Origin of the sequence: Streptomyces sp. NPDC048659 (assembly GCF_040650575.1) — a bacterium.
Classification (GTDB): Bacteria; Actinomycetota; Actinomycetes; order Streptomycetales; family Streptomycetaceae; genus Streptomyces.
In genome coordinates, this window is the sequence record NZ_JBEZHM010000011.1 from 51,114 (window position 1) to 71,223 (window position 20,110).

Consider the following 20,110-nt stretch of genomic DNA (forward strand, 5'->3'; position numbering starts at 1 on the left):
AGGGGGCTCCGGGGGCCGGATGCGTCGTGGCGGACCGTCGTGACCCCACTGGTCAGGGCGGTGTTTCGGGGCAGCCCACCACGCGTCTTCGGGATGCCGCTACGGGATCAGCCCAGGCGCTCGACCAGCGCGCGGTACTCGTCCCACAGCTCCTTCGGGGTGTGCTCGCCGAAGGTCTCCAGGTGCGCGGGGACCAGGGCGGCCTCCTCGCGCCAGACGTCCTTGTCGACGGTGAGCAGGAAGTCCAGGTCGGCCTCGGGGAGGTCGAGCCCGTCGGTGTCGAGGGCCTCGCGGGTCGGCAGCACGCCGATGGGGGTCTCGACACCCTCGGCCTTGCCGTCGAGGCGCTCGACGATCCACTTGAGCACGCGGCTGTTCTCGCCGAAGCCGGGCCACACGAACTTGCCCGCGTCGTTCTTGCGGAACCAGTTCACGTAGTAGATCTTCGGCAGCTTGGCGGCGTCCTTGTCGGCGCCGACCTTGACCCAGTGGGCCATGTAGTCGCCCATGTTGTAGCCGCAGAACGGCAGCATGGCGAAGGGGTCGCGGCGCAGCTCGCCGACCTTGCCCTCGGCGGCGGCGGTCTTCTCGGAGGCCACGTTGGCGCCGAGGAAGACGCCGTGGTTCCAGTCGAAGGACTCGGTGACCAGCGGCACGGCGGAGGCGCGGCGCCCGCCGAAGAGGATCGCGGAGATCGGGACGCCCTTGACGTCCTCCCACTCGGGGGCGATCGTCGGGCACTGCCCGGCCGGCACGGTGAAGCGGGCGTTCGGGTGGGCGGCCGGGGTCGTCGACTCCGGCGTCCAGTCGTTGCCCTTCCAGTCGGTGAGGTGCGCGGGCGCCTCCTCGGTCATGCCCTCCCACCAGACGTCGCCGTCGTCGGTGAGCGCGACGTTGGTGAAGACCGAGTTGCCCCAGAGGGTCTTCATGGCGTTGGCGTTGGTGTGCTCGCCGGTGCCGGGCGCGACGCCGAAGAAGCCGGCCTCGGGGTTGATCGCGTAGAGGCGGCCGTCCTCGCCGAAGCGCATCCAGGCGATGTCGTCGCCGATGGTCTCGACCGTCCAGCCGGGGACGGTCGGCTCCAGCATGGCGAGGTTGGTCTTGCCGCAGGCGGACGGGAAGGCGGCGGCCACGTACTTCGCCTCGCCCTGCGGCGGGGTGAGCTTGAGGATCAGCATGTGCTCGGCGAGCCAGCCCTCGTCGCGCGCCATGACGGAGGCGATGCGCAGCGCGTAGCACTTCTTGCCGAGCAGGGCGTTGCCGCCGTAGCCCGAGCCGTACGACCAGATCTCGCGGGTCTCGGGGAAGTGCGAGATGTACTTGGTGGAGTTGCAGGGCCACGGCACGTCGGCCTCGCCCTCGGCGAGCGGCGCGCCGAGGGTGTGCACGGCCTTGACGAAGAAGCCGTCGGTGCCGAGCTCGTCGAGGACGGCCTGTCCCATGCGGGTCATGGTGCGCATGGAGACGGCGACGTACGCGGAGTCGGTGATCTCGACGCCGATGGCGGAGAGCGGGGAGCCGACGGGGCCCATGCAGAACGGGACGACGTACATCGTCCGGCCCTTCATCGAGCCGCGGAAGATGCCCTGGTCACCGGCGAAGAGGTCCTTCATCTCCGCGGGGGCCTTCCAGTGGTTGGTCGGGCCCGCGTCCTCCTCCTTCTCGGAGCAGATGAAGGTGCGGTCCTCGACGCGCGCGACGTCCGTCGGGTCGGAGGCCGCGTAGTACGAGTTCGGGCGCTTGACCGGGTCGAGCTTCTTGAAGGTCCCCTTGGCGACGAGCTCCTCGCACAGGCGCTCGTACTCGGCCTCGGATCCGTCGCACCAGACGATCCGGTCGGGCCGAGTGATCTCGGCGATCTCGTTGACCCACGAGATCAGTTCCTTGTGCTGGGTGGGGACGGTGGAGGGAGCCGCGTTGTCGCGCGCCACGATTGCTCCTTGTTGAGGGGTTTTTTGGAGATGTCTGCCCCTTGGGGGCTGCGACCCGGATGCGTCGTAGGCGCTCATCCGGTGCCGACCGCACTCATTTGATCATCCGATGCTACCGCCCATATGTCCAGAGGGCCTCACACGTGAGCATCGCCACTCGGACCGGCCCCGCGCATATCCGGTACCTACGGAGGCGTAGGTAGCATTCGGTGTCATGACTGCAGCCACGCCGGAACTCACGCCGCTCCCCCTCAAGCCGCGACTCAGGGGCTGGCTGCACGCCGGGATGTTCCCCGCGGTGATCGTCGCCGGACTCGTCCTGGTCGCCCTCGCGGACTCCCCGCGCGCCCGGATCGCCTGCGGGATCTACGTCCTCACCGCCTGCCTGCTCTTCGGCATCAGCGCCCTCTACCACCGCGGCAACTGGGGCCCGCGCGGCGAGGCGGTGCTGCGCCGCCTCGACCACGCCAACATCTTCCTGATCATCGCGGGCACCTACACGCCGCTGACGCTGCTCCTGCTGCCGGACTCCACCGGCCGCCCGCTCATGTGGGCGGTCTGGGCCGCCGCCGCCGCGGGCATCGCCTTCCGGGTCTTCTGGGTCGGCGCCCCCCGCTGGCTGTACACCCCCTGCTACATCGCCATGGGCTGGGCCGCCGTCTTCTTCCTGCCCGACTTCATGCGCACCGGCGGCATCGCCGTCCTCGTCCTGGTGATCGTCGGCGGCCTGCTCTACAGCGCGGGCGGCGTGATCTACGGCATCAAGCGCCCGAACCCCTCACCCCGCTGGTTCGGCTTCCACGAGGTCTTCCACTCCCTCACCCTGGCCGCGTTCATCGTCCACTACGTGGGCATCTCGCTCGTCGCGTACCAGCACTCCTGACCAGCCTGACCAGGCACAATGACGGCCATGCCCGTCACCCCCGAGCGCCCCGGCCTGCGTGAGCGCAAGAAGCTCAGGACCCGCGCCGCGATCCGCCGCGCCACCTTCCGGCTCGTCTCCGAGCAGGGGTACGAGGCCACCACCGTCGAACAGATCGCGGCGGCGGCCGAGGTCTCGCCCTCGACCGTCGCCCGCTACTTCCCGGTGAAGGAGGACATCCTCCTCACCGACGACCAGGACGCGCTCCTCGAAGCCCGGCTGCGCGCCCGCCCGGCCGGCGAGGAGCCCCTGGAGTCGCTGCGCGCCGTCGTCCTCGACGCCGTCGCGACCGCCCTCGCCCACGAGCCGGAGGAGATCCGGCTGCGGGCCCGCCTGATGACGGAGATCCCCGCGATCCGCGCCCGGCTCACCGAGACCACCGCCGAGAGCGGCCGGCGGCTCTCCCGGGCCGTCGCCGAGCGCACCGGCCGCGCCCCCGACGACCTGGAGGTACGGGTCTTCACCGCGGCCGTCCTCGGCGCCCTGCGCGAGGCCACCCTGCACTGGGCCGAGCACGGCCAGGGCGACGACCTCGTACCCCTCCTCGACCGCACCGTCGACACCCTCAAGGCCGGCCTGACGCTCCGCCCGCCCGCCCCAGCGCGCCCCTGAGCACCTCGCCCGAGGCCGGGTTCGCCGCGCAGCCCCACACCCCGTGCGGGCAGTAGTCGGTGAAGGTCTGGTACACCGGCCGGTGCCGCGCGAACCAGTCGAGCATGCCCCGCACGTACGCCGGGTTGTCCCCGTTGCGGAACAGCCCCCACTCCGGGAACGACACCGGCTTGCCGCGCGCCGCCGCGAAGGCCGCGTGGTGCGCGAGCCCGTACGGCTCCGTCACCTGCTCCTCGAAGGACAGCCCGGCCGGCTGGTCGTAGGCGTCCATCCCGATCACGTCCACGTACGCGTCCCCCGGGTAGCAGCGCGGCCAGGCGATCGCGTCCAGCCCCCGGCTCGGCGTGAAGTCGAAGCGGAAGCGCTGCCCCGGCACCTCCCGCAGCACCCCCACCACCCGGCGCCAGTACGCCTTCCAGGACTCCGGGTCGGGCCCGCAGCGATGGCTGTACGTCGTCCCGTTCATCTCCCAGCCCAGCACCAGCACCGCGTCCGCGAGCCGGTACCGCACCAGCCGCTCCCCCAGCGTCCGGAAGTGCCCGTCGTACGCCCCGGCCGCCCCGCCCCGCAGCCCCGCCCGCACCTCCCCGTCGTCCAGACCGGCCTCGCTGCGGTCGAGCAGCGGCACGTTCAGCACGAACAGCCGCCCCGGCCGCTCCTCCTTCCAGCGCGCCCACGGCTCGAACAGCGCCGGATGGCCCTCGATGTTGGACCACCGGTCGCCCGGCAGATAGGTGTGGCCCACGCTCAGCGGCGCCCCGCCCAGCCAGCGCTCCACCCCGGCGATCCGCCGCACCCCGGCCTCGTCGGAGCCGGTGAAGAAGCCGGCCGGCACCGCCGGGTCCACGGACGGCACCACCGGGGCCGCCCGCTCGCCGGGCGCGAGCCGCTCGTACGGCAACAGGAACGCGAAACAGGCCGCGAGCAGCAGCGTCAGCGCCACTCGCGGCCAGGAGGAAAGGGGAAGGCGCACGTCAGCTCGTCCAGAACTCCCACCAGCGGGTCAGGACCAGCATCCCGATGATCCCGATGTGCAGCACCGGCAGCGCGAAGGTGAAGTCGCCCAGGAAGCCCCGCACGGCGGGCGGCGCGGGCAGCGAGCCGTGCCGCACGTTGTGCGCGGTGACGTACCAGAACATCGTGATCGTCGCGCACCAGGCCAGACAGCACCACAGGCACAGCGAGTTGATCTCGTACAGCGACTGGTACATCAGCCAGGTGCAGAAGCCGACCCCGAACAGCATCCCGGCGTTGAGCCCGAGCCAGAACCAGCCCCGGTAGCGGGCGCCGGCCAGGATCCCGACGCCCACCGCGACGACCACGGCGTACGTGACGAGCCCCAGCATCGGGTTCGGGAAGCCGAACACCGCCGCCTGCTCGCTCTTCATGATGTTGCCGCACGAGACGACCGGGTTGAGGCTGCACCCCGGCTGGAAGCCCGGGTCCTCCAGGAGCCTGAACTTGTCGATCGTGATGACCCAGCCGGACAGCACGCCCGCCGCGCCCGTCACGATCAGCATCCAGGCGAAGGCCCGGCTCGCGCCGGTCCCCGCTCCGCCCGTCCGCCCGTCCTCGCGCTCCGCCTGCCGCTGACCCGGCACCGCTCCCCGTACGTTCACCGTCGCCATGACGCCGCCCCCCGTCCGCTCAGCCCTGGATCCGGCTCACCGGCACCGCGACGTGACCGGTGTTCCGCACGACCTCGTCGTCGGAGATGAACGCCTTGAGGCGGCCCTCGTCGACCGGCGCGCCCGGCTCCGCGTCCGGCCACGGCGCGACCGGGATCTTCACGATGACGTGGCCCGTCTCGTACGCCGCCGCCTGCCAGTCCGCCGACACCGGGCACTGGGCGTTCATGAACGGCAGCGTGAGCACCGCGCGCTCCGCCTCGACGAGCAGGTGGGCGCCGATCCCGCGCTCCTGGCCGGCGTCGACGACGATGTCGCCGATCGGCACGCCCATGCCCTCCAGGGTCTCCCGCAGCTCCGCCTCGCCGGCCTCGCGGCCGTGCAGGCCGTCGCCGACCGAATACACCATCAGGAACGGGGTGGCGGGCATGTCGTCGGTGGGCCCGAGGGTCCACGAGATGACGCTGAGCGTTCCCATCGTGTGGGCGCTGTGCTCCGCGGAAAGGACGTTGGAAGTGGTCATGGTTCCGGATGCTAGGGGACGAACACGGGCCCCCCTTCGCCGAATTCACTCATTCGGCCGACATTCCAACCGACCGCATTTCCGGCGCAACGAACCGCGGTTTACATCGTTGTGCCCAGAGGGCATCAGCCGACCTCAGGAGATCGCACATGATCGTTCCGCGTCGTGCCGCTTTGCGGTCCCTCTTCGCGCTGGCCGTCACCGCCCTCACGGGCGGAGCGCTGGCCAGGATCGCGGCGAGGGAGCCGACCCGGCCCGCCCGCCCCGGCCCCGCGACCGCCGCCGGCCCCGCCGTCGCCGCCTCCGCCGCCCTGTTCGACGAGATGTACGCCGGGCGGCGCATCCAGGGCCTCCCCGGTCCGGACGGCGAGCCGCTGGCCCTCGTCGACGGCCGCCCGCTGCACCTGATGCGGTGCGCCGACGGCGGCTTCGTCACCCCGATCGACCACTACGAGTCCTGTCCGACGCCGCTGGCGGCCGTCCGCGCGGCCGTGGACGGGCTGGGCACCGCCCGGCTGTCCCGGCTCGCCGCCGCCCACGGCACCCACCCCGGAGGGAGCCCGCGTGGCGTACACGCGTAAGAACCAGAGCGACCTGACCAGCGCCGAGCGCAAGCGGTTCGTCGCCGCCGTCCTCGAACTCAAGCGGACCGGCGGATACGACGACTTCGTCCGCACCCACATCGACCACTACGTCGCCGACGGCGAGGGCAAGCTCCGGGAGGCGCACATGTGCCCGAGCTTCCTGCCCTGGCACCGCAGGTTCCTGCTGGAGTTCGAGCAGGCGCTGCGCCGGATCGACCCCTCGGTGACCGTGCCCTACTGGGACTGGACCCGCGACAACACGCCCGCGTCGTCCCTGTGGGGCGAGGACTTCATGGGCGGCAACGGGCGCCGGGGCGACCTCCAGGTGATGACCGGCCCCTTCGCGTACGCGGGCGGGCGCTGGACGGTCAAGCAGAACATGACCGAAGGCGCCTTCCTCACCCGGGACTTCGGCCGCCCCCGCGACCCGATCACGCTGCCGACGGCCGCCCAGGTGGAGGAGGTCACGGGCGAGCGGGTGTACGACGTGTCGCCGTGGAACTCGACCAGCTCCTCCGGCTTCCGCAACGGGATGGAGGGCTGGGGCGGCGGCCAGGGCAACGCCCGCTACCGGCTGCACAACCGGGTGCACCGCTGGGTCGGCGGGCTGATGCTCGGCGGCGCCTCGGTCAACGACCCGGTGTTCTGGCTGCACCACTCCTTCGTCGACCTGCTCTGGTCGCGCTGGCAGCAGCGCAACCCGGGGGCCGGCTACCTCCCGAAGGACCCGCCGCCGCTGGGCGATCCGCAGTACCGCAAGGTGGTCGCGCTCAACGAGCGGCTCGGCCCGTGGAACGTGACCCCGGCGGAGCTGCTCGACCACAGCGGGATCTACCGCTACGCATGAGAGTGTCCCCCCGGCCCGACGGGCCGGGGGGACACTGCCGGGGCTGGGGTTCAGCCGCCGTAGCCGCCCTCACCGTGGCCGCCGTCGACGTTCGCGCACTGGTTGCCGAAGGTCGGGTTCAGCAGGCCGATGACGCTGACGCTGTTGCCGCAGAGGTTGACCGGGACGTGGACCGGGACCTGGACGACGTTGCCGGAGGCGACACCGGGGGAGTGGGCGGCGACGGCCTCGGCGCCGGAGTCGGCGACGGCCATGCCGGCTCCGCTGAGGGCAACGGCACCCGTGCCGGCGAGAACAGCGGCAGCCTTCGCGATGCGAGACATCAAGAGCTCCTTGAACGTGGAAAGCGACCGCGAGAATCACGGTCACGTGGTCCTTCAACGGCGAAACGGCGTGCGGGTCACGGCCATTGCTCCGAATGGAGACCACAGCGGAAGAGATGGCCCGCGGATCACGCGTCCGCCCGCCGTCGGATTACGGCGGAAAGGACGCGGGAGCCGCGGGCCGCGGCCATGCGACAAGCCTTCCTCTGCAACGAGCGGTGACCCCTCGGGTGGCGGGAAGAATCGTGTCTTCACCCGCCTGGTCAAAGGTCGTACAAAGGAACGCCGTCCGGCCGGCTACGGCGCCAGGCCGAGCTGGGGGTCCAGCGCTCCGTTCAGCGCGGGGGTGAGGACGCCGACCTCGGGGGCCTTGAGACCCGGCAGCATCTCGCCGGGGCGGGGGGCGCCGAGCACGTTGCCCACGGTGGCGCCGGGGGTGACGGCGTTCATCTCGGAGCGCGGGCTGGAGAGCTCGGCCGTGCCGGGCTCGCTGCCCCGCAGCACCTCGGGCAGCGGGGCGGCGATGTCGGTCCGCGACAGGGTGCTGTCGAGCGGGACGCGGGGCAGGGTGAGGTCCGGCAGGCTGCCGACACCCTGGTGGAAGCCGGTGGGCGCGCCCGGGACCGGCGTGGGGACACCGGTCTCCAGGGTCGGGGCGTCCATCGGGATCACCGGCTCAAGACCCTGGAGCGGGACCACCACGGGAGCGTCCGCGGCGGCGGGGGTCGCCAGGGCGGCGGAGGCGAAGGCGGTGGCCAGGAGGCCGAGAGCGGCGTGAGAGCGCAGATTCATGTCCTGCGAACGAGTCCGGGGCGGGGAACGTGACGAGATTCCCCTGAGTGCAGCAACGCCGGGGGTCCGCACCGGTGAGCGGTGCGGACCCCGGTTGACCGTACGTCAGCCTGGGCTGCCGTACGGGCCGTTCAGTGGCGGCCGCGGACGAGCCGGCCGCCGCGCAGGTACATCACGCTGCCGCCGACGAGGAGCGCGGCGCTGATCGCGGCGGCGCCCATCAGCGCGGTGGAGTCGCTGCCGGTGTCGGGCAGGTGCGGCGGCTGGCCGGGCGGGGTGGTGGGGCCGCCGGGCTCGTCCGGGTTGGTGGGCGGCGGGGTCTCGCCGCCGGGCGGGGTCGGGTGGCCGGGCGGGTTGGTGTGCCCGGGCGGGGTCGGGCCGCCCGGCGGCGGGGTGGTCGGGGTGCAGTCGGGCCCGGTCTGGCCGTCCTCGCAGTCGCCCGGCTCGTCGGGGTTGGTCGGCGGCGGGGTCTCGCCGCCGGGCTCGCAGTACGGTCCGGTGTGCCCGTCCTCGCAGTCGCCCGGCTCGTCCGGGTTGGTGGGCGGCGGGGTCTCGCCGCCCGGCGTGCACCAGGGGCCCGTCTGGCCGTGCTCGCAGTCGCCGGGCTCGTCGGGGTTGGTGGGCGGCGGGGTGCTCGGCCCGCAGTCGGGCCCGGGCTGCCCGTACTCGCACTCCCCCGGCTCCCCCGGCCCCCCGGGCTCATCGGGATTGGTCGGCGGCGGGGTCTCGCCCCCGGGCGGCGTCGGGTGGTCGCCGGGCGGGGTCGGGTGGTCCCCCGGCGGCGTGGGGTGGTCCTCGGGCGGGGTCGGGTGGTCGCCGGGCGGGTGCCCCTCGTCCCCGTAACCGTCGGGTTCGTCGTCCCCGTAGCCCTCGGGGCCGTCGGCGGCCGACTTCACGGCCTTGGCGCACAGTTCGCTGACGGCCGCCCCCATCGCCCCGAGGTGCGCGTGGTCGCCGCAGACCTCGGCGGCGGCGGGCATCCGGGGGCGGTCGCCCGGCCCGGGCGAGTCCGCCGCGGCGCCGGTGGGGTTCGCCATGAGGGCGAAGCCGCCGGACAGCGAGAGAATGCCGGTCGCCGCCGCAGTGGTCAGCATCTTCCTGGTGATGATGGATCGCATACCGCTCTTCCTCTGGAAAACGCCGTGCGACGGCGTGGGGATGGCGAGAGCGTATGGAGCGGGTGTCGTGGGCGACCGACCCCACGCGACACATGATCCGAAAATCATTCAATCGGACTCAAAAGGGGGACGCGCGAAGGCCCTGGCGCGGAAGGTCCGCCAGGGCCGGGTACCGCGAGGGACTTTGACAGTCCGTCAGCCCGCGAGGCCGCCCAGCGGGACGCCGCCGAGCAGGGAGCCCGCGCCCCCCTTGCCGACCTGGTTCAGCTGGCCCGCGGTCTCGGTCACCTTCTGGACGGGCGAGCCGTCCGTGGTGCTGCTGAGCGCGTCGGACTTCAGGCCCTCACCGGTGAGCGATCCGAGGCCGCCGTCCAGGCTGGTGGGAACCGAGGCCATCGCGGGCGCGGCGATACCCAGGGCCATCACGGAACCGGCGATGACCGCGGCCACCTTGGTGGGCTTCATGAATGGGGATCCTTCCTTCTGGCGTGCACGCGTCGGCGCAGGCAACTGGCTTTCCGCACAGGCGTCTTGAGCGATTCCCGTGCGACTTTCTGCCTCTGTAACGAGGCGTGCGCCCGCCGGAAACTCCGGGAGGAGGGAATTCTCGACACTGCACCCGAATGATGCGGGCCGGTGCGATCTACCGATGGAATGACCCGCGAGCGGCCGTGCCCGCCCGGGGACCCCGGGCGGGCACGGCCTCGTGACGGACGGTCAGCGCACCGGAAGCGGCGGCTTGATGGGGAGCGCGCCGGTGTCGACCGGCGGCTTCACGGGGGCCTCGACCGGCAGCGCGGGCGCGGCCAGGCTCGGCAGCGCGGGCAGCCCGGCCAGGTCCGGGGCGGGCAGGCCGCCGCCGAGGACGGTCGCCACGGCCAGGTTGACCAGCGAGGTCAGGGCCGAGGTGACCTGCGGGACGACCTTGCCCGCGTCACCGGAGGTGACGGCGGCGAGCAGACCGGCCACCGCCGTCTGCACCCCCGCGAGCGCGTCGGCGACGACGTCGGCGGGCGCGGCGGCCCGGACCCCGGCCGTGACGGGCAGCCCGGCCGGCGCGCCCACGGCGGGCAGCCCGGCGGCGGGCGGGGCGACGGCCGGGAGCCCGGCGGCGGGGAGTCCGGCCGCGGGGGTCGGGACGGCCGGGAGGCCGGTCGCCGGGGTCGGTACGGCCGGGAGGCCGGTCGCCGGGGTCGGGGCCGCGGGCGGGGGCGGGTCCACCGCGGGGGTTCCGGGGACCGGGGCCTCTGGGACCGGGGCCGGGGCGGCCTCCTTCGCCGCGTCGACGGCGGTGTCGATCTTCTTCTTGAGCGCGTCCGCGTCGGCGGCGGGCAGTTGCCCGCCGTCGACCTTGAGCGCCGCGGTGATCAGCTCGGTGACCGGGGTGCTCACGGAACCGAGGTCGCCGAGGGCTTCGGCCTGGGCGAGGAGGGCGGCCGCGTCGGGGAGGGGGGCTCTGCCGCCGGCGAGGGTGGCCGGCAGGGCGGGACGGGCTTCGTCGGCGAAGGCGGGTCCCGCCGTACCGAGGGTGAGAACGGCGGATATCGCCAGGGCGGTGAGACGGGGTACTGCGTGGGGACGCATATGTGTTCCTTTTCCTTATGCGTCGGACAACTTCCCCCTCACCGTGCCTGCGGGTATAGCGGTCCGCAACCGCAGAACTACTGAGCGCCACGTCTCCGTTCGAGTGAATCCGGCCTCCGACCTGCCCCTCCCAGGGGCGTACGCCGTTGCACCGGACGGCGCACGGGGGTGCGTCCGAACGAGTCACCACCCAGTGAGCAGACGGCGAAAGGCCGGCGCGCCACCCCTGGCGGGGGCGGCGCGCCGGCCTCGGAAGGACCACGATCCGGCGTGCGAGATCAGGCGTTGATGCAGGTGTTGCCGAAGGCCGGGTTCAGGGCGCCGATCACGTTGACGGTGTTGCCGCAGACGTTGACCGGGACGTGGACCGGGACCTGCACGACGTTGCCGGACAGGACACCCGGGGAACCGATGGCCGCGCCCTCGGCACCGGCGTCGGCGGCGGCGACACCGGCGGTGCCGGCGACGGCGGCGGCGGCACCGAGGGACAGGACGACGGCCTTCGCGATACGGGACATGAAGAGGATCTCCTCGATCGATGGGAAGCGACGGATTCCACGCGGGCTGATCCGCCTGCGGGGTCGGCGCGGACGGTTCAGCCCGGCTCCTTCAACAACGGCCCGGGAATTCATCGGTTGCTCTCCCGAACGGGTGACGTTCAACCGATCTTTGGGCCATAGGAGGGTCATTCGAGTGACCGGACCTGGAAAGGGGCAACACGCCCAACGAGGAACCGGCCGGAAGGATACGGAAGTTAGCGTTTGTGAGCATCTAATGCTTACTATCGCCCGCCGTGGGGGTTATAACGTTCCCGAACGTTGCTTCCGGTCCCGTCACGCGTTCTTGCATTTTGCGCGGACGACACCTTCCTCTCTCCCGGTCTACACGGGTCTTCCCTTCCTTCTCTCATCAAAGCGGAGAACCTGTATGCGGAATTCAGCGGTTCATGCCGTACGCCGGGGCGCGCTCTGCGCCGTGTCGTGCGCGGCCCTCTCCGCCGCGCTCCCGGCCGCATCCGCCGTCGCCCCTCCCCCCTCCTCGGAAGCCGCCCGACTCCCCTTCGCACCGCGGTACCAGGCCACCCTGCACGGTGGCATCGTCCGCGCCGCGAACGCCTCGGCCAGGGGGACGCTGGGCACCGAGTCCGTCAACGACGGCGCCACGATGGGGTACGTGGACGTCGACGACGACGCCAACACCTACAACTCCAGCAGCGCCGAGCTGCGCGTCCCCGACGGCGCCCGGGTCACCTGGGCGCGCCTCTACTGGGGCGGCAACCTCCGCGTCGGCGAGCAGAAGCCGCCCAAGGACAACGGGCGGGTGCTGATCGCCGAGCCCGGCGGCGACTACAAGGCGCTGCTCGCCGACACCACCACCGGCCACCGGACCGGCGACGGCGCCGACGCCTTCCAGGCCAGCGCCGACGTCACCGAACTCGTCCGCTCGGCACAGTCGGGGCTGTGGACCGTCGCCCAGGTCAACGTCGCCATGGGCCGCTCGGCCGTCGGCGGCTGGGGCGGCTGGACGCTGGTCGCCGCGTACGAGAAGGCCGACGAGCCGCTGCGCCGACTGGCCGTATGGGACGGTTTCGAAACGCTCGGTCCGAAGAACCGCGAGCTGGGAATCCCGGTCGGCCTCGGCAAGGACCGCATTCCCGAGGGGGCGGACGGCTCGCTCGGACTTGTCGCCTATGACGGCGACCGCGGGACTTCCGGGGATTACCTCGCGGTGGAATCCGAACGGGCTAAGACCGTCCGGCGGAGCACGCTCTCCGATTCCGCGAATTCCGCGGACGACGTGATGAACTCCAGCATCACGGAATCGGGAACAAGTCGGATGGAACGACTGCCCGCTCATCAGAACACCCTGGGGTACGACTCCGACGTCTTCGATCTGCGGGGGGCGCTGCGCCATGGGGCCGATCGTTTCCACATCCGCGTCGGCACCCGGACGGACACCGTCTGGCTCGGCGCGCTCTTCCTCCAGGCGGAGGTCGAACGGGCCGGTGCCCGGCGCTGACGTGCTGCACGCGGTCCAGCCCGGCGACGGCGGGGTCGCCCGCGTCGTCACCGACCTGGTCCGCGCCCAGCTCGCGGACGGGCTGCGGGTCGCCGTGGCCTGCCCGCCCGGCACCGGACTCGCCGACGCCGTACGGGCCGAGGGCGCCGACACGTACGCCTGGCGCGCGGGCCGGGACCCCGGTCCCGGGACCCTGCGCGAGACCCGGGAGCTCGGCCGGCTGCTCCGTACCGTGCGCCCGGCGCTCGTCCACGCGCACAGCGCCAAGGCCGGGCTGTGCGCCCGGCTCGCGCTGCGCGGACGGGTGCCGACGGTGTACCAGCCGCACGCCTGGTCCTTCGAGGCGGTCGAGGGGACGACCGCGGCGCTCGCCCGCCGCTGGGAGCGCTGGGCCGCCCGCTGGACCGACCGGATCGTCTGCGTGAGCGAGGCGGAGCGGCGCACCGGCGAGGCGGCCGGGGTGCGGGCCTCCTGGGCGGTGATCCACAACGGGGTGGACGCCGTGCGCTTCGCGCCCGCCGGACCGGAGCCCGCTCCCGGACCGGGCGCGGACGGGACGGCCGGGCCGCTCGTCGTCTGCGTCGGGCGGCTGTGCCGGCAGAAGGGGCAGGACGTGCTGCTGGCCGCCTGGCCCGCCGTGCTCGACGCGGTCCCCAACGCCCGGCTCGTCCTGGTCGGCGAGGGCCCCGACGGGGAGACCCTGCGGGCCGCCGCCGGGCCCTCGGTGCGCTTCGCCGGCGCCGTGGCCGACACCGCGCCCTGGTACCGGGAGGCCGACCTCGTCGTGCTGCCGTCCCGCTGGGAGGGCATGGCGCTCGCGCCCCTGGAGGCGATGGCGTGCGGGCGGCCGGTCGTCGTCGGCGACGTCGACGGGGCGCGGGAGAGCCTGCCGCCCGGTCACGAGGAGACCTGCCTGGTCCCGCCCGGGGACCCGGCCGCCCTCGCCGCCGCGCTCGGCCGCCTCCTCGGCGATCCCGGGCTGCGGCGCTCGCTGGGCCGGGAGGCCCGCGAACACGTACTCAGCAGTTTCGATGTGCGGCGCACCGGCGCGGCCGTCGCGGAGCTCTACCGCGAACTGGCCGGAGTGCGGTGCACGCAGCACAGAGAGCCGATTGCGCAGTGACTACCGAAAGCACCAGCCTCCCCTCCTCGCCGGGCTCCTGGCCCTCGGCGGGCCCCTTCGCCGGCCTCGGCTCCCTGGCGCCGCCGCGCGGCGGCGCCGGCCGGGTGACGCTGCCGCCCCGCCGCCCGGCGCGGCGGCGGTCCGCCGCCGTGCCGCTGCTGGCGGCCGACGCGGTCGCCGTCCTGCTCGCGGTCTGCGCGCTGTCCGTGGCGCACCGCCGCTGGGAGCTCTCGCTGCTGGTCGTCGGCCTCGTCGTGCTGCTCGACGGCCGGGCCGGGCTCTACCGGCCGGCCGCCCCGCTGACCGGCGCCCTGGACGAACTGCCCGCGCTGGCCTCCCGCGCCGGGGTCGCCTGGTGCGTGACGGCCGCCGCGGTCGCCGCGTACGCCCCGGCGCTCGCCATCGGCCCGCTGCGGCTGTGCGGGGCGTACGCCGCGCACCTGGCGGCCGTCGTGACGGTGCGCGGCCTCGTGCACGCCCGGCGGCGGCGGACGGCCCGGGCGCACCCCCGGTCGGCGCTGGTGGTCGGGGCGCCCGCGGCGGCCCGGCGGTTCGCCGCCGCGCTCGCGCAGCACCCGGAGTACGGCATCCGGCCGGTGGGCCTGGTGGCCGGGCGGACGGACGGCGAGCGGGGGCTTCCGGTGCTCACCGGCACCGAGGACATCCACCGGGCGGTCATCCAGAACACCGTCCGCGACGCCGTCTTCCTCACCCCGGACGACGGCCTGGTGACGCTCTTCCAGCAGTACGGCTGCACCACCTGGCGGGTCGGCGGCGAGTCGCGCCCCGGCGCCATGGGCGACCACCTGTACGGCTACGGCAGCCACCGCCTGGTGCCGGTCGGCGAGCGGCCCGGGCTGACCGCGAAGCGGGCCCTGGACGTGGCGCTGGCCGCCCCGGCGCTCGCGGTCGCGCTGCCGGTGCTGCTGCTGTGCGCGCTGGCGGTGCGGCTCGCGGACGGGCCCGGGGTGCTGTTCCGGCAGGAGCGGGTGGGCCAGGACGGGCGCCTGTTCACGCTGCTGAAGTTCCGTACGCTGCGCCCCTCCGACGAGACCGAGTCGGCGACCCGGTGGAGCGTCGCCGACGACCACCGGATGAGCGCCGCCGGGCACTTCCTGCGCAAGACCTCGCTGGACGAGCTGCCGCAGCTGTGGAACGTGCTGCGCGGCGACATGAGCCTGGTCGGCCCGCGGCCCGAACGCCCCTTCTTCGTAGCCCAGTTCAGCCGGGTGCACGCGGGGTACGCGGCCCGGCACCGGATGCCGGTGGGGCTCACCGGGCTCGCCCAGGTGCACGGCCTGCGCGGCGACACCTCGATCGAGGACCGCTGCCGCTTCGACAACCACTACATCGACCACTGGTCGCTCTGGCAGGACGTGTGCATCCTGCTGCGCACGGCGGCCGGGCTCGTGCGACCGACGGGGAGCTGACGATGGCGACGGCCGTTTCGCTGCCGGGGACCGGCGGCCGGACCTCCCCGGCCGCCCCCGGGGTACGGGAGTGGGCGCGCAGGGCCGGGGCCCTGTCGCCGGTGCTCGCGGTGATCGCGCTGCTGCTCGTGCCGGGCGGCGGGGGCGGCGCGCAGGGCGGGACCGGCGGCACGGGCACGGTCGCCGACGCGGCCTCGGGGCTGCTGGTGCTGATCTGCCTGGTGCGGGTGGTGCGTTCGGGGGCCCGGCCGCTGAGCCGGGCGGCGGCGGTCGTGCTGGGGCTGCCGGTGCTCGGCATCTGCCTGGCGGCGATCACCTCCAACGACCCGGGCGCCAGCCTGCCCGGGGTGGCCCGCTACGTACAGATCTTCGTGCTCGTCCCGGCCGCCGTGCTGCTGCTGATCCGCGACCGGCGCGACTTCGCCGTGGTGGCGTGGGCGCTGGTCGCGCTGGCGCTGCTGGAGGGCGGGGTGGGTGTCGTGCAGTTCCTGACCGGCACCGGCGCCTCCTACCAGGGCGCGGACATCCGCGCGGTCGGCACCTTCGGGGCGACCGACGTGATGGGCATGGCGACCGTCGTCGCGTACGGGCTGGTCATCGCGACCGGGCTCGCGCTCGGCGGCACGGCGGGCCGGGCCCGTACGGCCGCCCTGGTCTGCGCCGGGCTGCTGTTCGTGCCGCTGGTGCTCTCCTTCAGCCGGGGCGCGTGGATCGCGACCGTGCTGACCGTGGCCGTCCAGCTGCTCCTGTCGGGGATCCGGCGGGCCGCCCGGGTGGCGCTGGCGGCGGGCGCGCTGGGCGTGGTCCTGGTCGGCGGGCTCGGCATCGGCTCGGACATGGTCAAGGAGCGGGTCACCAGCATCACGCAGGTCGCGGGGGCGCCGGACCAGTCGGTGACGGACCGGTACACGATGTGGGCCGCGGCGGGCCGGATGTGGCGCGCCGAGCCGCTGACCGGCGTGGGCCTCAAGGGCTTCCCCGCGTACCGCGACTCGAACGCCTCGCTGGCGCTGTCCTCGGGCAGCGATACGGCGGGCGCCGGCGCGGTCTTCCAGCGGCAGCCGCTGCTGTCGCCGCACAACATGTACCTGCTGGTCCTCAGCGAGCAGGGCCTGATCGGGCTGCTCGCCCTGGCGGGCAGCTGGGCCGCGCTGCTGGTGGCGGCGCTGCGGCGGCGGCGCCGGGGCGCGGACTGCGCGCTGGTCGCGGTCGGGCTGCTGGCCTGGCAGCTCATCGACTTCTTCTACGCGGACATCGGCGGCCCCTCGACGGTCCTGATGTCGGTCGTCCTCGGCCTGGCCGCCTGGTGGTCGCTGGCGGAGGTGCGCCGTGCGTGACCCGTGGTCCGGCCCGCCGGACCCGACGGACACCGCCCCGGTCCCGCCCGCCCCGTCCCCGGGCGCGCGGGACCGGGGCACGCCCGCGGGCGGACGGCCGGGCGGCCCGGCGGGCGCTCCCGGCGGGGTGCACGGCGAGGGCCCGGCGGGCGCTCCCGGCGGGGTGCACGGCGAGGGCCCGGCGGGCGCTGCCGGCGGGGCGGACCCTTGGGCGGCCGGGGCGGCGGAGGACGCGTTGTGCGTGCCGCCGTCGGGCGGGGCCGGGGACCGGGACAGGGACGGGAACGGGAACGGGCGGGGCGAGTGGGACCAGCGGGACATGCAGGGCTCGCGGGGCACGCGGGGCACGCGGGACGCGGCCGGACCCTCCGGGGGTCCGACGGCGTCCGGCGTGCCCGGCGCGCCCGGCGCGTCCGGTGGTCCCGGCCAGCCCGGCGTGTCCGGCGGTCCCGGCGGTCCCGGTCTCCACGGCGACCCCGGCGGTCCCGCCCTGCCCGGCGGTCCCGGTGTCCCCGGCTCCCCCGCCGTCGACCCCTGGAGCGCCGCCGGTTCGGTCGAGGACACGCTCGACCTGCTCTGCGGGCTGCCGCCAGGGCGCGGGCACGGGGCGTGGGCCCTGGCCGCCGCGCCGGGCGCGCACGCCGCCGCGGTGGCCGGGCGGGCGGCCCGCGCGGCCGGGGTGCCGGCGACGCAGCGGGGCCACGCCGCCTGGAACGGGCGCCGGACGGCACACGAGACGGCACCGGCGGCGGAGCACGAGGGCCGTCCGTCGTTGCTGGGCGGGCGCCCGCTGGCCGGCGGCGCCCGCCCCCTGGAGTCCGCCGCGCGGGCGGTGCCGACGCCTTCCCCCGAGCAGGGCTGGCGGCCCCAGGCGGCCCCGGCCCCCGCCCCCGCCCCGGCCACCGGCACCGGCACCGGCCGCCACGCCCGCCGGAAGGGGAGCCTCCCGGCCGCCGCCGGGTCCGGGCGCTTCCTGCTGCGGGCCGCCTTCGTGACGGCCGCCCTCACCGCCGTCGGCGCGGTGCTCGGGCTCGTACGGGACCAGATCCTGGCCCGGTACTTCGGCGCGGGCGCGGAGACCGACGCGTTCCTGGTGGCGTGGACGGTCCCGGAGTTCGCCTCGACGCTGCTCATCGAGGACGCGATGGCGCTGATCCTCGTACCGGCGTTCTCCCGTGCGCTGGCCCGCCGTTCGGGCAGCCTGTTCGGGGACCCGGTGCGGGCCCTCGTCCGGGCCACCCTGCCGCGGCTCGTACTCTCCGTGGCGGTCGTCTCCGCCGTGCTCGTGGCCGCCGCGCCGCTGCTGGTGTCCGCGCTGGCGCCGGGGCTGCCGGACCCCCGGCTCGCCGTCGACTGCACGCGCCTGACGGCGACCTGCGTGCTCTCCTTCGCGCTCGCCGGCTACTGCTCGGCCGCCCTGCGCGCGCACGGCTCCTTCCTGCCGCCGGCCGCGATCTACGTGGCGTACAACGTCGGCATCATCGGCACGATCCTGCTGCTCCGGGAGCCCTTCGGGGTGCGGGCCGCCGCCGCCGGGGTCGCCGTCGGCGGCGTCCTGATGGTGCTGGTGCAGGCGCCCTCGCTGGTCCGGGAGCTGCGCGCCCGCCCCGTACCGAAGGAGGAGCCCAAGCCCGTACCGACCGGGGACGGGCGGCTGCTGGTGCTCGGGGTGATCGCGCCGGTCATCGTCTTCGCGCTGACCCGCCAGTCGCAGATCCTCATCGAGCGCTTCCTCGCCTCGCCGCTCCCGGCGGGCGCCATCTCGCATCTGAACTACGCGCAGAAGATCGCGCAGATGCCGATGATCCTCTCCCTGATGCTCTGCACGGTCAGCTTCCCGGTCGTCGCCCGCGCCCTCGCGGCGGGCGAGGCGGAGGCGGCCCGGCGCCGGGTCGAGCGGGACCTGCTGCTCGCCGCCGTCGTCGTGCTGATCGGCGCGTCCACGGTGATCGCCGCCGCCCCGCAGATCGTCGAGATCCTCTTCCAGCGCGGCGCGTTCGACGCCTCCGACACGGCCGCGACCGCCGCCGTGATGCGGGTGTACGCGCTCGGCCTGCTCGGCCAGACCATGGTCGGCGCCCTGGTCCGCTGCTACTTCTCCGCCGCCCGCCCGCTCTGGTACCCGGCCGCCGCGATGGGCGCCGGGCTCGCCGCGACCGGGCTCGCCGGGACCGTCCTCGCCCATCTGTGGGGCGCGGTCGGCATCGCCGGCGCCAACGCGCTCGGCATCACCGTGACCGCCGTGATGCTGCTGCTCGGCGCGCACCGCCAGTCCGTCCCGATCGACGTGCCCCGCCTCGGCGAGGGCCTGCTGCGGCTCACCACCGCGGGTGCCTGGGCCACCGGCGCCGGCTGGCTGTGCGCCGTCGCGATCGGGACGCCGGTGCTCGCCGTCGTCGTCGCCGCGCTCGTCGTCGTCGGCGTGTTCCTGCTGTTCGTCGCGTGCGCCGCCAAGGCGCCCGAGATTCCGCCCCTCCCCCGATCCGCCTGCCGAAGGACCCCCCATGCCCGCCGTCGCACTGCGTCGACTGCTGCCGAAGCCGCCCCTGTGGGTGGCGATGTACCACTCGATCGCGGACAGCCCCGATGATCCGTACCAGGTGACGGTCTCGCCCGTGCGGTTCGCCCGGCAGCTGCACTGGCTGGGCGACCGGGGGCTGCGCGGGGTCTCCGTACGGGAGCTGCTCGCCGCCGCCGCCGAGGGGCGCGACCGGGGCCTGGTGGGGCTGACCTTCGACGACGGCTACGCCGACTTCCTCGAATCGGCGGTGCCGCTGCTGCGGCGGCACGGCTTCACCGCGACCGTGTACGTGCTGCCCGGGCGGCTCGGCGGCGACAACGCCTGGGACGAACTCGGCCCGCGCAAGCCGCTCCTCGACGAGGACGGCATCCGGCGGGCCGCCGCCGCCGGGATGGAGATCGGCTCGCACGGCCTGCGCCACGTGGACCTGGTCGCGCTCGCCGACGCGGCCGCCGGTCCCGGCGAGGCGGGCGCCGCCGCCGAGGCCGCGCTGCTCGCCGAGACCCGGCACAGCCGCGAGCTGATCGAGGACATCACCGGCGATCCGGTGGACGGCTTCTGCTATCCGTACGGGAAGACCGACACCCGGGTGGTGCGCGCCGTCCGCGAGGCGGGCTACCGCTACGCCTGCGCCATCGACCCGGGCCCGCTGTCCGGCGTCCTCGCGCTGCCGAGGGTGCATGTCGGCGAGGCCGACACGTCCTGGCGGCTGACCGCGAAGCGGCTGCTGCACCCGCTGCGGCGCAGGCGGCCCGCCGGCCTGGTGCCCGCGCAGGGCGGCCCGGCCCCGGCGCTGCTGTCGTGAGCGCGGGGGCC

General features: G+C 74.4%; 20 protein-coding genes. 10 read left to right on the forward strand and 10 right to left on the reverse strand.

The window, feature by feature from the left end; genetic code table 11:
* Positions 1 to 107 precede the first annotated feature (107 nt).
* Positions 108 to 1,931 carry a phosphoenolpyruvate carboxykinase (GTP) gene (locus AB0C99_RS11465; RefSeq protein ID WP_362472884.1) on the reverse strand — a complete coding sequence of 608 codons (1,824 nt, stop codon included), beginning with the start codon at positions 1,929 to 1,931 and terminating at the stop codon, positions 108 to 110.
* 214 nt (positions 1,932 to 2,145) lie between these two features.
* On the opposite strand from AB0C99_RS11465, the gene AB0C99_RS11470 reads away from it, so the two are divergent.
* Both AB0C99_RS11470 and AB0C99_RS11475 read left to right on the forward strand, forming a co-directional pair.
* Positions 2,146 to 2,814, forward strand: coding sequence for a hemolysin III family protein (locus AB0C99_RS11470; protein ID WP_362472886.1), 669 nt, complete (start codon positions 2,146 to 2,148; stop codon positions 2,812 to 2,814).
* An 18-nt stretch (positions 2,815 to 2,832) separates the two neighbouring features.
* Positions 2,833 to 3,465 carry a TetR family transcriptional regulator gene (locus AB0C99_RS11475; RefSeq protein ID WP_362472889.1) on the forward strand — a complete coding sequence of 211 codons (633 nt, stop codon included), beginning with the start codon at positions 2,833 to 2,835 and terminating at the stop codon, positions 3,463 to 3,465.
* On the opposite strand, the gene AB0C99_RS11480 is transcribed toward AB0C99_RS11475, so the two are convergent.
* The 3 genes from AB0C99_RS11480 to AB0C99_RS11490 are packed head-to-tail and all read right to left on the reverse strand — an operon-like array spanning position 3,419 to position 5,616.
* Positions 3,419 to 4,438 carry a glycosyl hydrolase gene (locus AB0C99_RS11480; RefSeq protein ID WP_362472892.1) on the reverse strand — a complete coding sequence of 340 codons (1,020 nt, stop codon included), beginning with the start codon at positions 4,436 to 4,438 and terminating at the stop codon, positions 3,419 to 3,421. The two genes, AB0C99_RS11475 and AB0C99_RS11480, sit on opposite strands and share 47 nt — an antisense overlap.
* 1 nt (position 4,439) lies before the next feature.
* Positions 4,440 to 5,093: a vitamin K epoxide reductase family protein gene (locus AB0C99_RS11485; RefSeq protein ID WP_362472894.1), complete on the reverse strand. Its 654-nt coding sequence runs from the start codon at positions 5,091 to 5,093 to the stop codon at positions 4,440 to 4,442.
* 19 nt (positions 5,094 to 5,112) lie between these two features.
* On the reverse strand, positions 5,113 to 5,616 hold the full coding sequence (locus tag AB0C99_RS11490; RefSeq protein WP_362472897.1) for a DUF5949 family protein: 504 nt from the start codon (positions 5,614 to 5,616) through the stop codon (positions 5,113 to 5,115).
* Between the two features lie 149 nt (positions 5,617 to 5,765).
* Here AB0C99_RS11490 and AB0C99_RS11495 point away from each other — a divergent pair, with 149 nt between their 5' ends.
* Together AB0C99_RS11495 and AB0C99_RS11500 are read left to right on the forward strand one after the other, a co-directional pair.
* A complete protein-coding gene (locus AB0C99_RS11495) occupies positions 5,766 to 6,197 on the forward strand; it encodes a tyrosinase family oxidase copper chaperone (RefSeq protein WP_362472900.1) in 432 nt (143 codons plus the stop codon).
* Positions 6,181 to 7,047, forward strand: a complete 867-nt coding sequence (locus tag AB0C99_RS11500) for a tyrosinase family protein (protein WP_362472903.1) — start codon at positions 6,181 to 6,183, stop codon at positions 7,045 to 7,047. The genes AB0C99_RS11495 and AB0C99_RS11500 overlap by 17 nt, the downstream gene beginning before the upstream one ends.
* A 50-nt stretch (positions 7,048 to 7,097) precedes the next feature.
* On the opposite strand, the gene AB0C99_RS11505 is transcribed toward AB0C99_RS11500, so the two are convergent.
* The 6 genes from AB0C99_RS11505 to AB0C99_RS11530 form a co-directional block, all read right to left on the reverse strand.
* On the reverse strand, positions 7,098 to 7,370 hold the full coding sequence (locus tag AB0C99_RS11505) for a chaplin (protein ID WP_362472906.1): 273 nt from the start codon (positions 7,368 to 7,370) through the stop codon (positions 7,098 to 7,100).
* A gap of 297 nt (positions 7,371 to 7,667) precedes the next feature.
* Entirely contained in the window at positions 7,668 to 8,162 is a 495-nt protein-coding gene (locus AB0C99_RS11510; RefSeq protein WP_362472909.1) for a hypothetical protein, read from the reverse strand.
* A gap of 131 nt (positions 8,163 to 8,293) precedes the next feature.
* Positions 8,294 to 9,280, reverse strand: coding sequence for an LPXTG cell wall anchor domain-containing protein (locus tag AB0C99_RS11515; protein WP_362472912.1), 987 nt, complete (start codon positions 9,278 to 9,280; stop codon positions 8,294 to 8,296).
* Between the two features lie 195 nt (positions 9,281 to 9,475).
* Positions 9,476 to 9,745 carry a hypothetical protein gene (locus AB0C99_RS11520; RefSeq protein ID WP_362472915.1) on the reverse strand — a complete coding sequence of 90 codons (270 nt, stop codon included), beginning with the start codon at positions 9,743 to 9,745 and terminating at the stop codon, positions 9,476 to 9,478.
* Positions 9,746 to 9,997: 252 nt separating this feature from the next.
* Positions 9,998 to 10,864, reverse strand: a complete 867-nt coding sequence (locus AB0C99_RS11525; protein WP_362472918.1) for a hypothetical protein — start codon at positions 10,862 to 10,864, stop codon at positions 9,998 to 10,000.
* A 278-nt stretch (positions 10,865 to 11,142) separates the two neighbouring features.
* Complete coding sequence (locus AB0C99_RS11530; protein WP_362472921.1) at positions 11,143 to 11,382, reverse strand: chaplin; 240 nt, start codon at positions 11,380 to 11,382, stop codon at positions 11,143 to 11,145.
* A gap of 409 nt (positions 11,383 to 11,791) precedes the next feature.
* On the opposite strand from AB0C99_RS11530, the gene AB0C99_RS11535 reads away from it, so the two are divergent.
* The 6 genes from AB0C99_RS11535 to AB0C99_RS11560 are packed head-to-tail and all read left to right on the forward strand — an operon-like array spanning position 11,792 to position 20,099.
* A complete protein-coding gene (locus AB0C99_RS11535; RefSeq protein WP_362472924.1) occupies positions 11,792 to 12,883 on the forward strand; it encodes a DUF3344 domain-containing protein in 1,092 nt (363 codons plus the stop codon).
* Positions 12,870 to 14,006, forward strand: coding sequence for a glycosyltransferase (locus tag AB0C99_RS11540; protein ID WP_362472926.1), 1,137 nt, complete (start codon positions 12,870 to 12,872; stop codon positions 14,004 to 14,006). Before AB0C99_RS11535 ends, AB0C99_RS11540 begins: the two co-directional genes overlap by 14 nt.
* The gene (locus tag AB0C99_RS11545; protein WP_362472929.1) at positions 14,003 to 15,436 is read left to right on the forward strand and encodes a sugar transferase; all 1,434 of its coding nucleotides are present in this window, start codon (positions 14,003 to 14,005) and stop codon (positions 15,434 to 15,436) included. The genes AB0C99_RS11540 and AB0C99_RS11545 overlap by 4 nt, the downstream gene beginning before the upstream one ends.
* A gap of 2 nt (positions 15,437 to 15,438) precedes the next feature.
* Positions 15,439 to 16,773 (forward strand): O-antigen ligase family protein, encoded by a 1,335-nt coding sequence (locus tag AB0C99_RS11550; protein WP_362472932.1) that lies wholly within the window; start codon positions 15,439 to 15,441, stop codon positions 16,771 to 16,773.
* Positions 16,766 to 19,363 carry a lipid II flippase MurJ gene (locus AB0C99_RS11555; RefSeq protein WP_362472935.1) on the forward strand — a complete coding sequence of 866 codons (2,598 nt, stop codon included), beginning with the start codon at positions 16,766 to 16,768 and terminating at the stop codon, positions 19,361 to 19,363. The genes AB0C99_RS11550 and AB0C99_RS11555 overlap by 8 nt, the downstream gene beginning before the upstream one ends.
* Positions 19,278 to 20,099: a polysaccharide deacetylase family protein gene (locus tag AB0C99_RS11560; protein ID WP_362472937.1), complete on the forward strand. Its 822-nt coding sequence runs from the start codon at positions 19,278 to 19,280 to the stop codon at positions 20,097 to 20,099. The genes AB0C99_RS11555 and AB0C99_RS11560 overlap by 86 nt, the downstream gene beginning before the upstream one ends.
* The last annotated feature ends 11 nt before the right edge of the window (positions 20,100 to 20,110 follow it).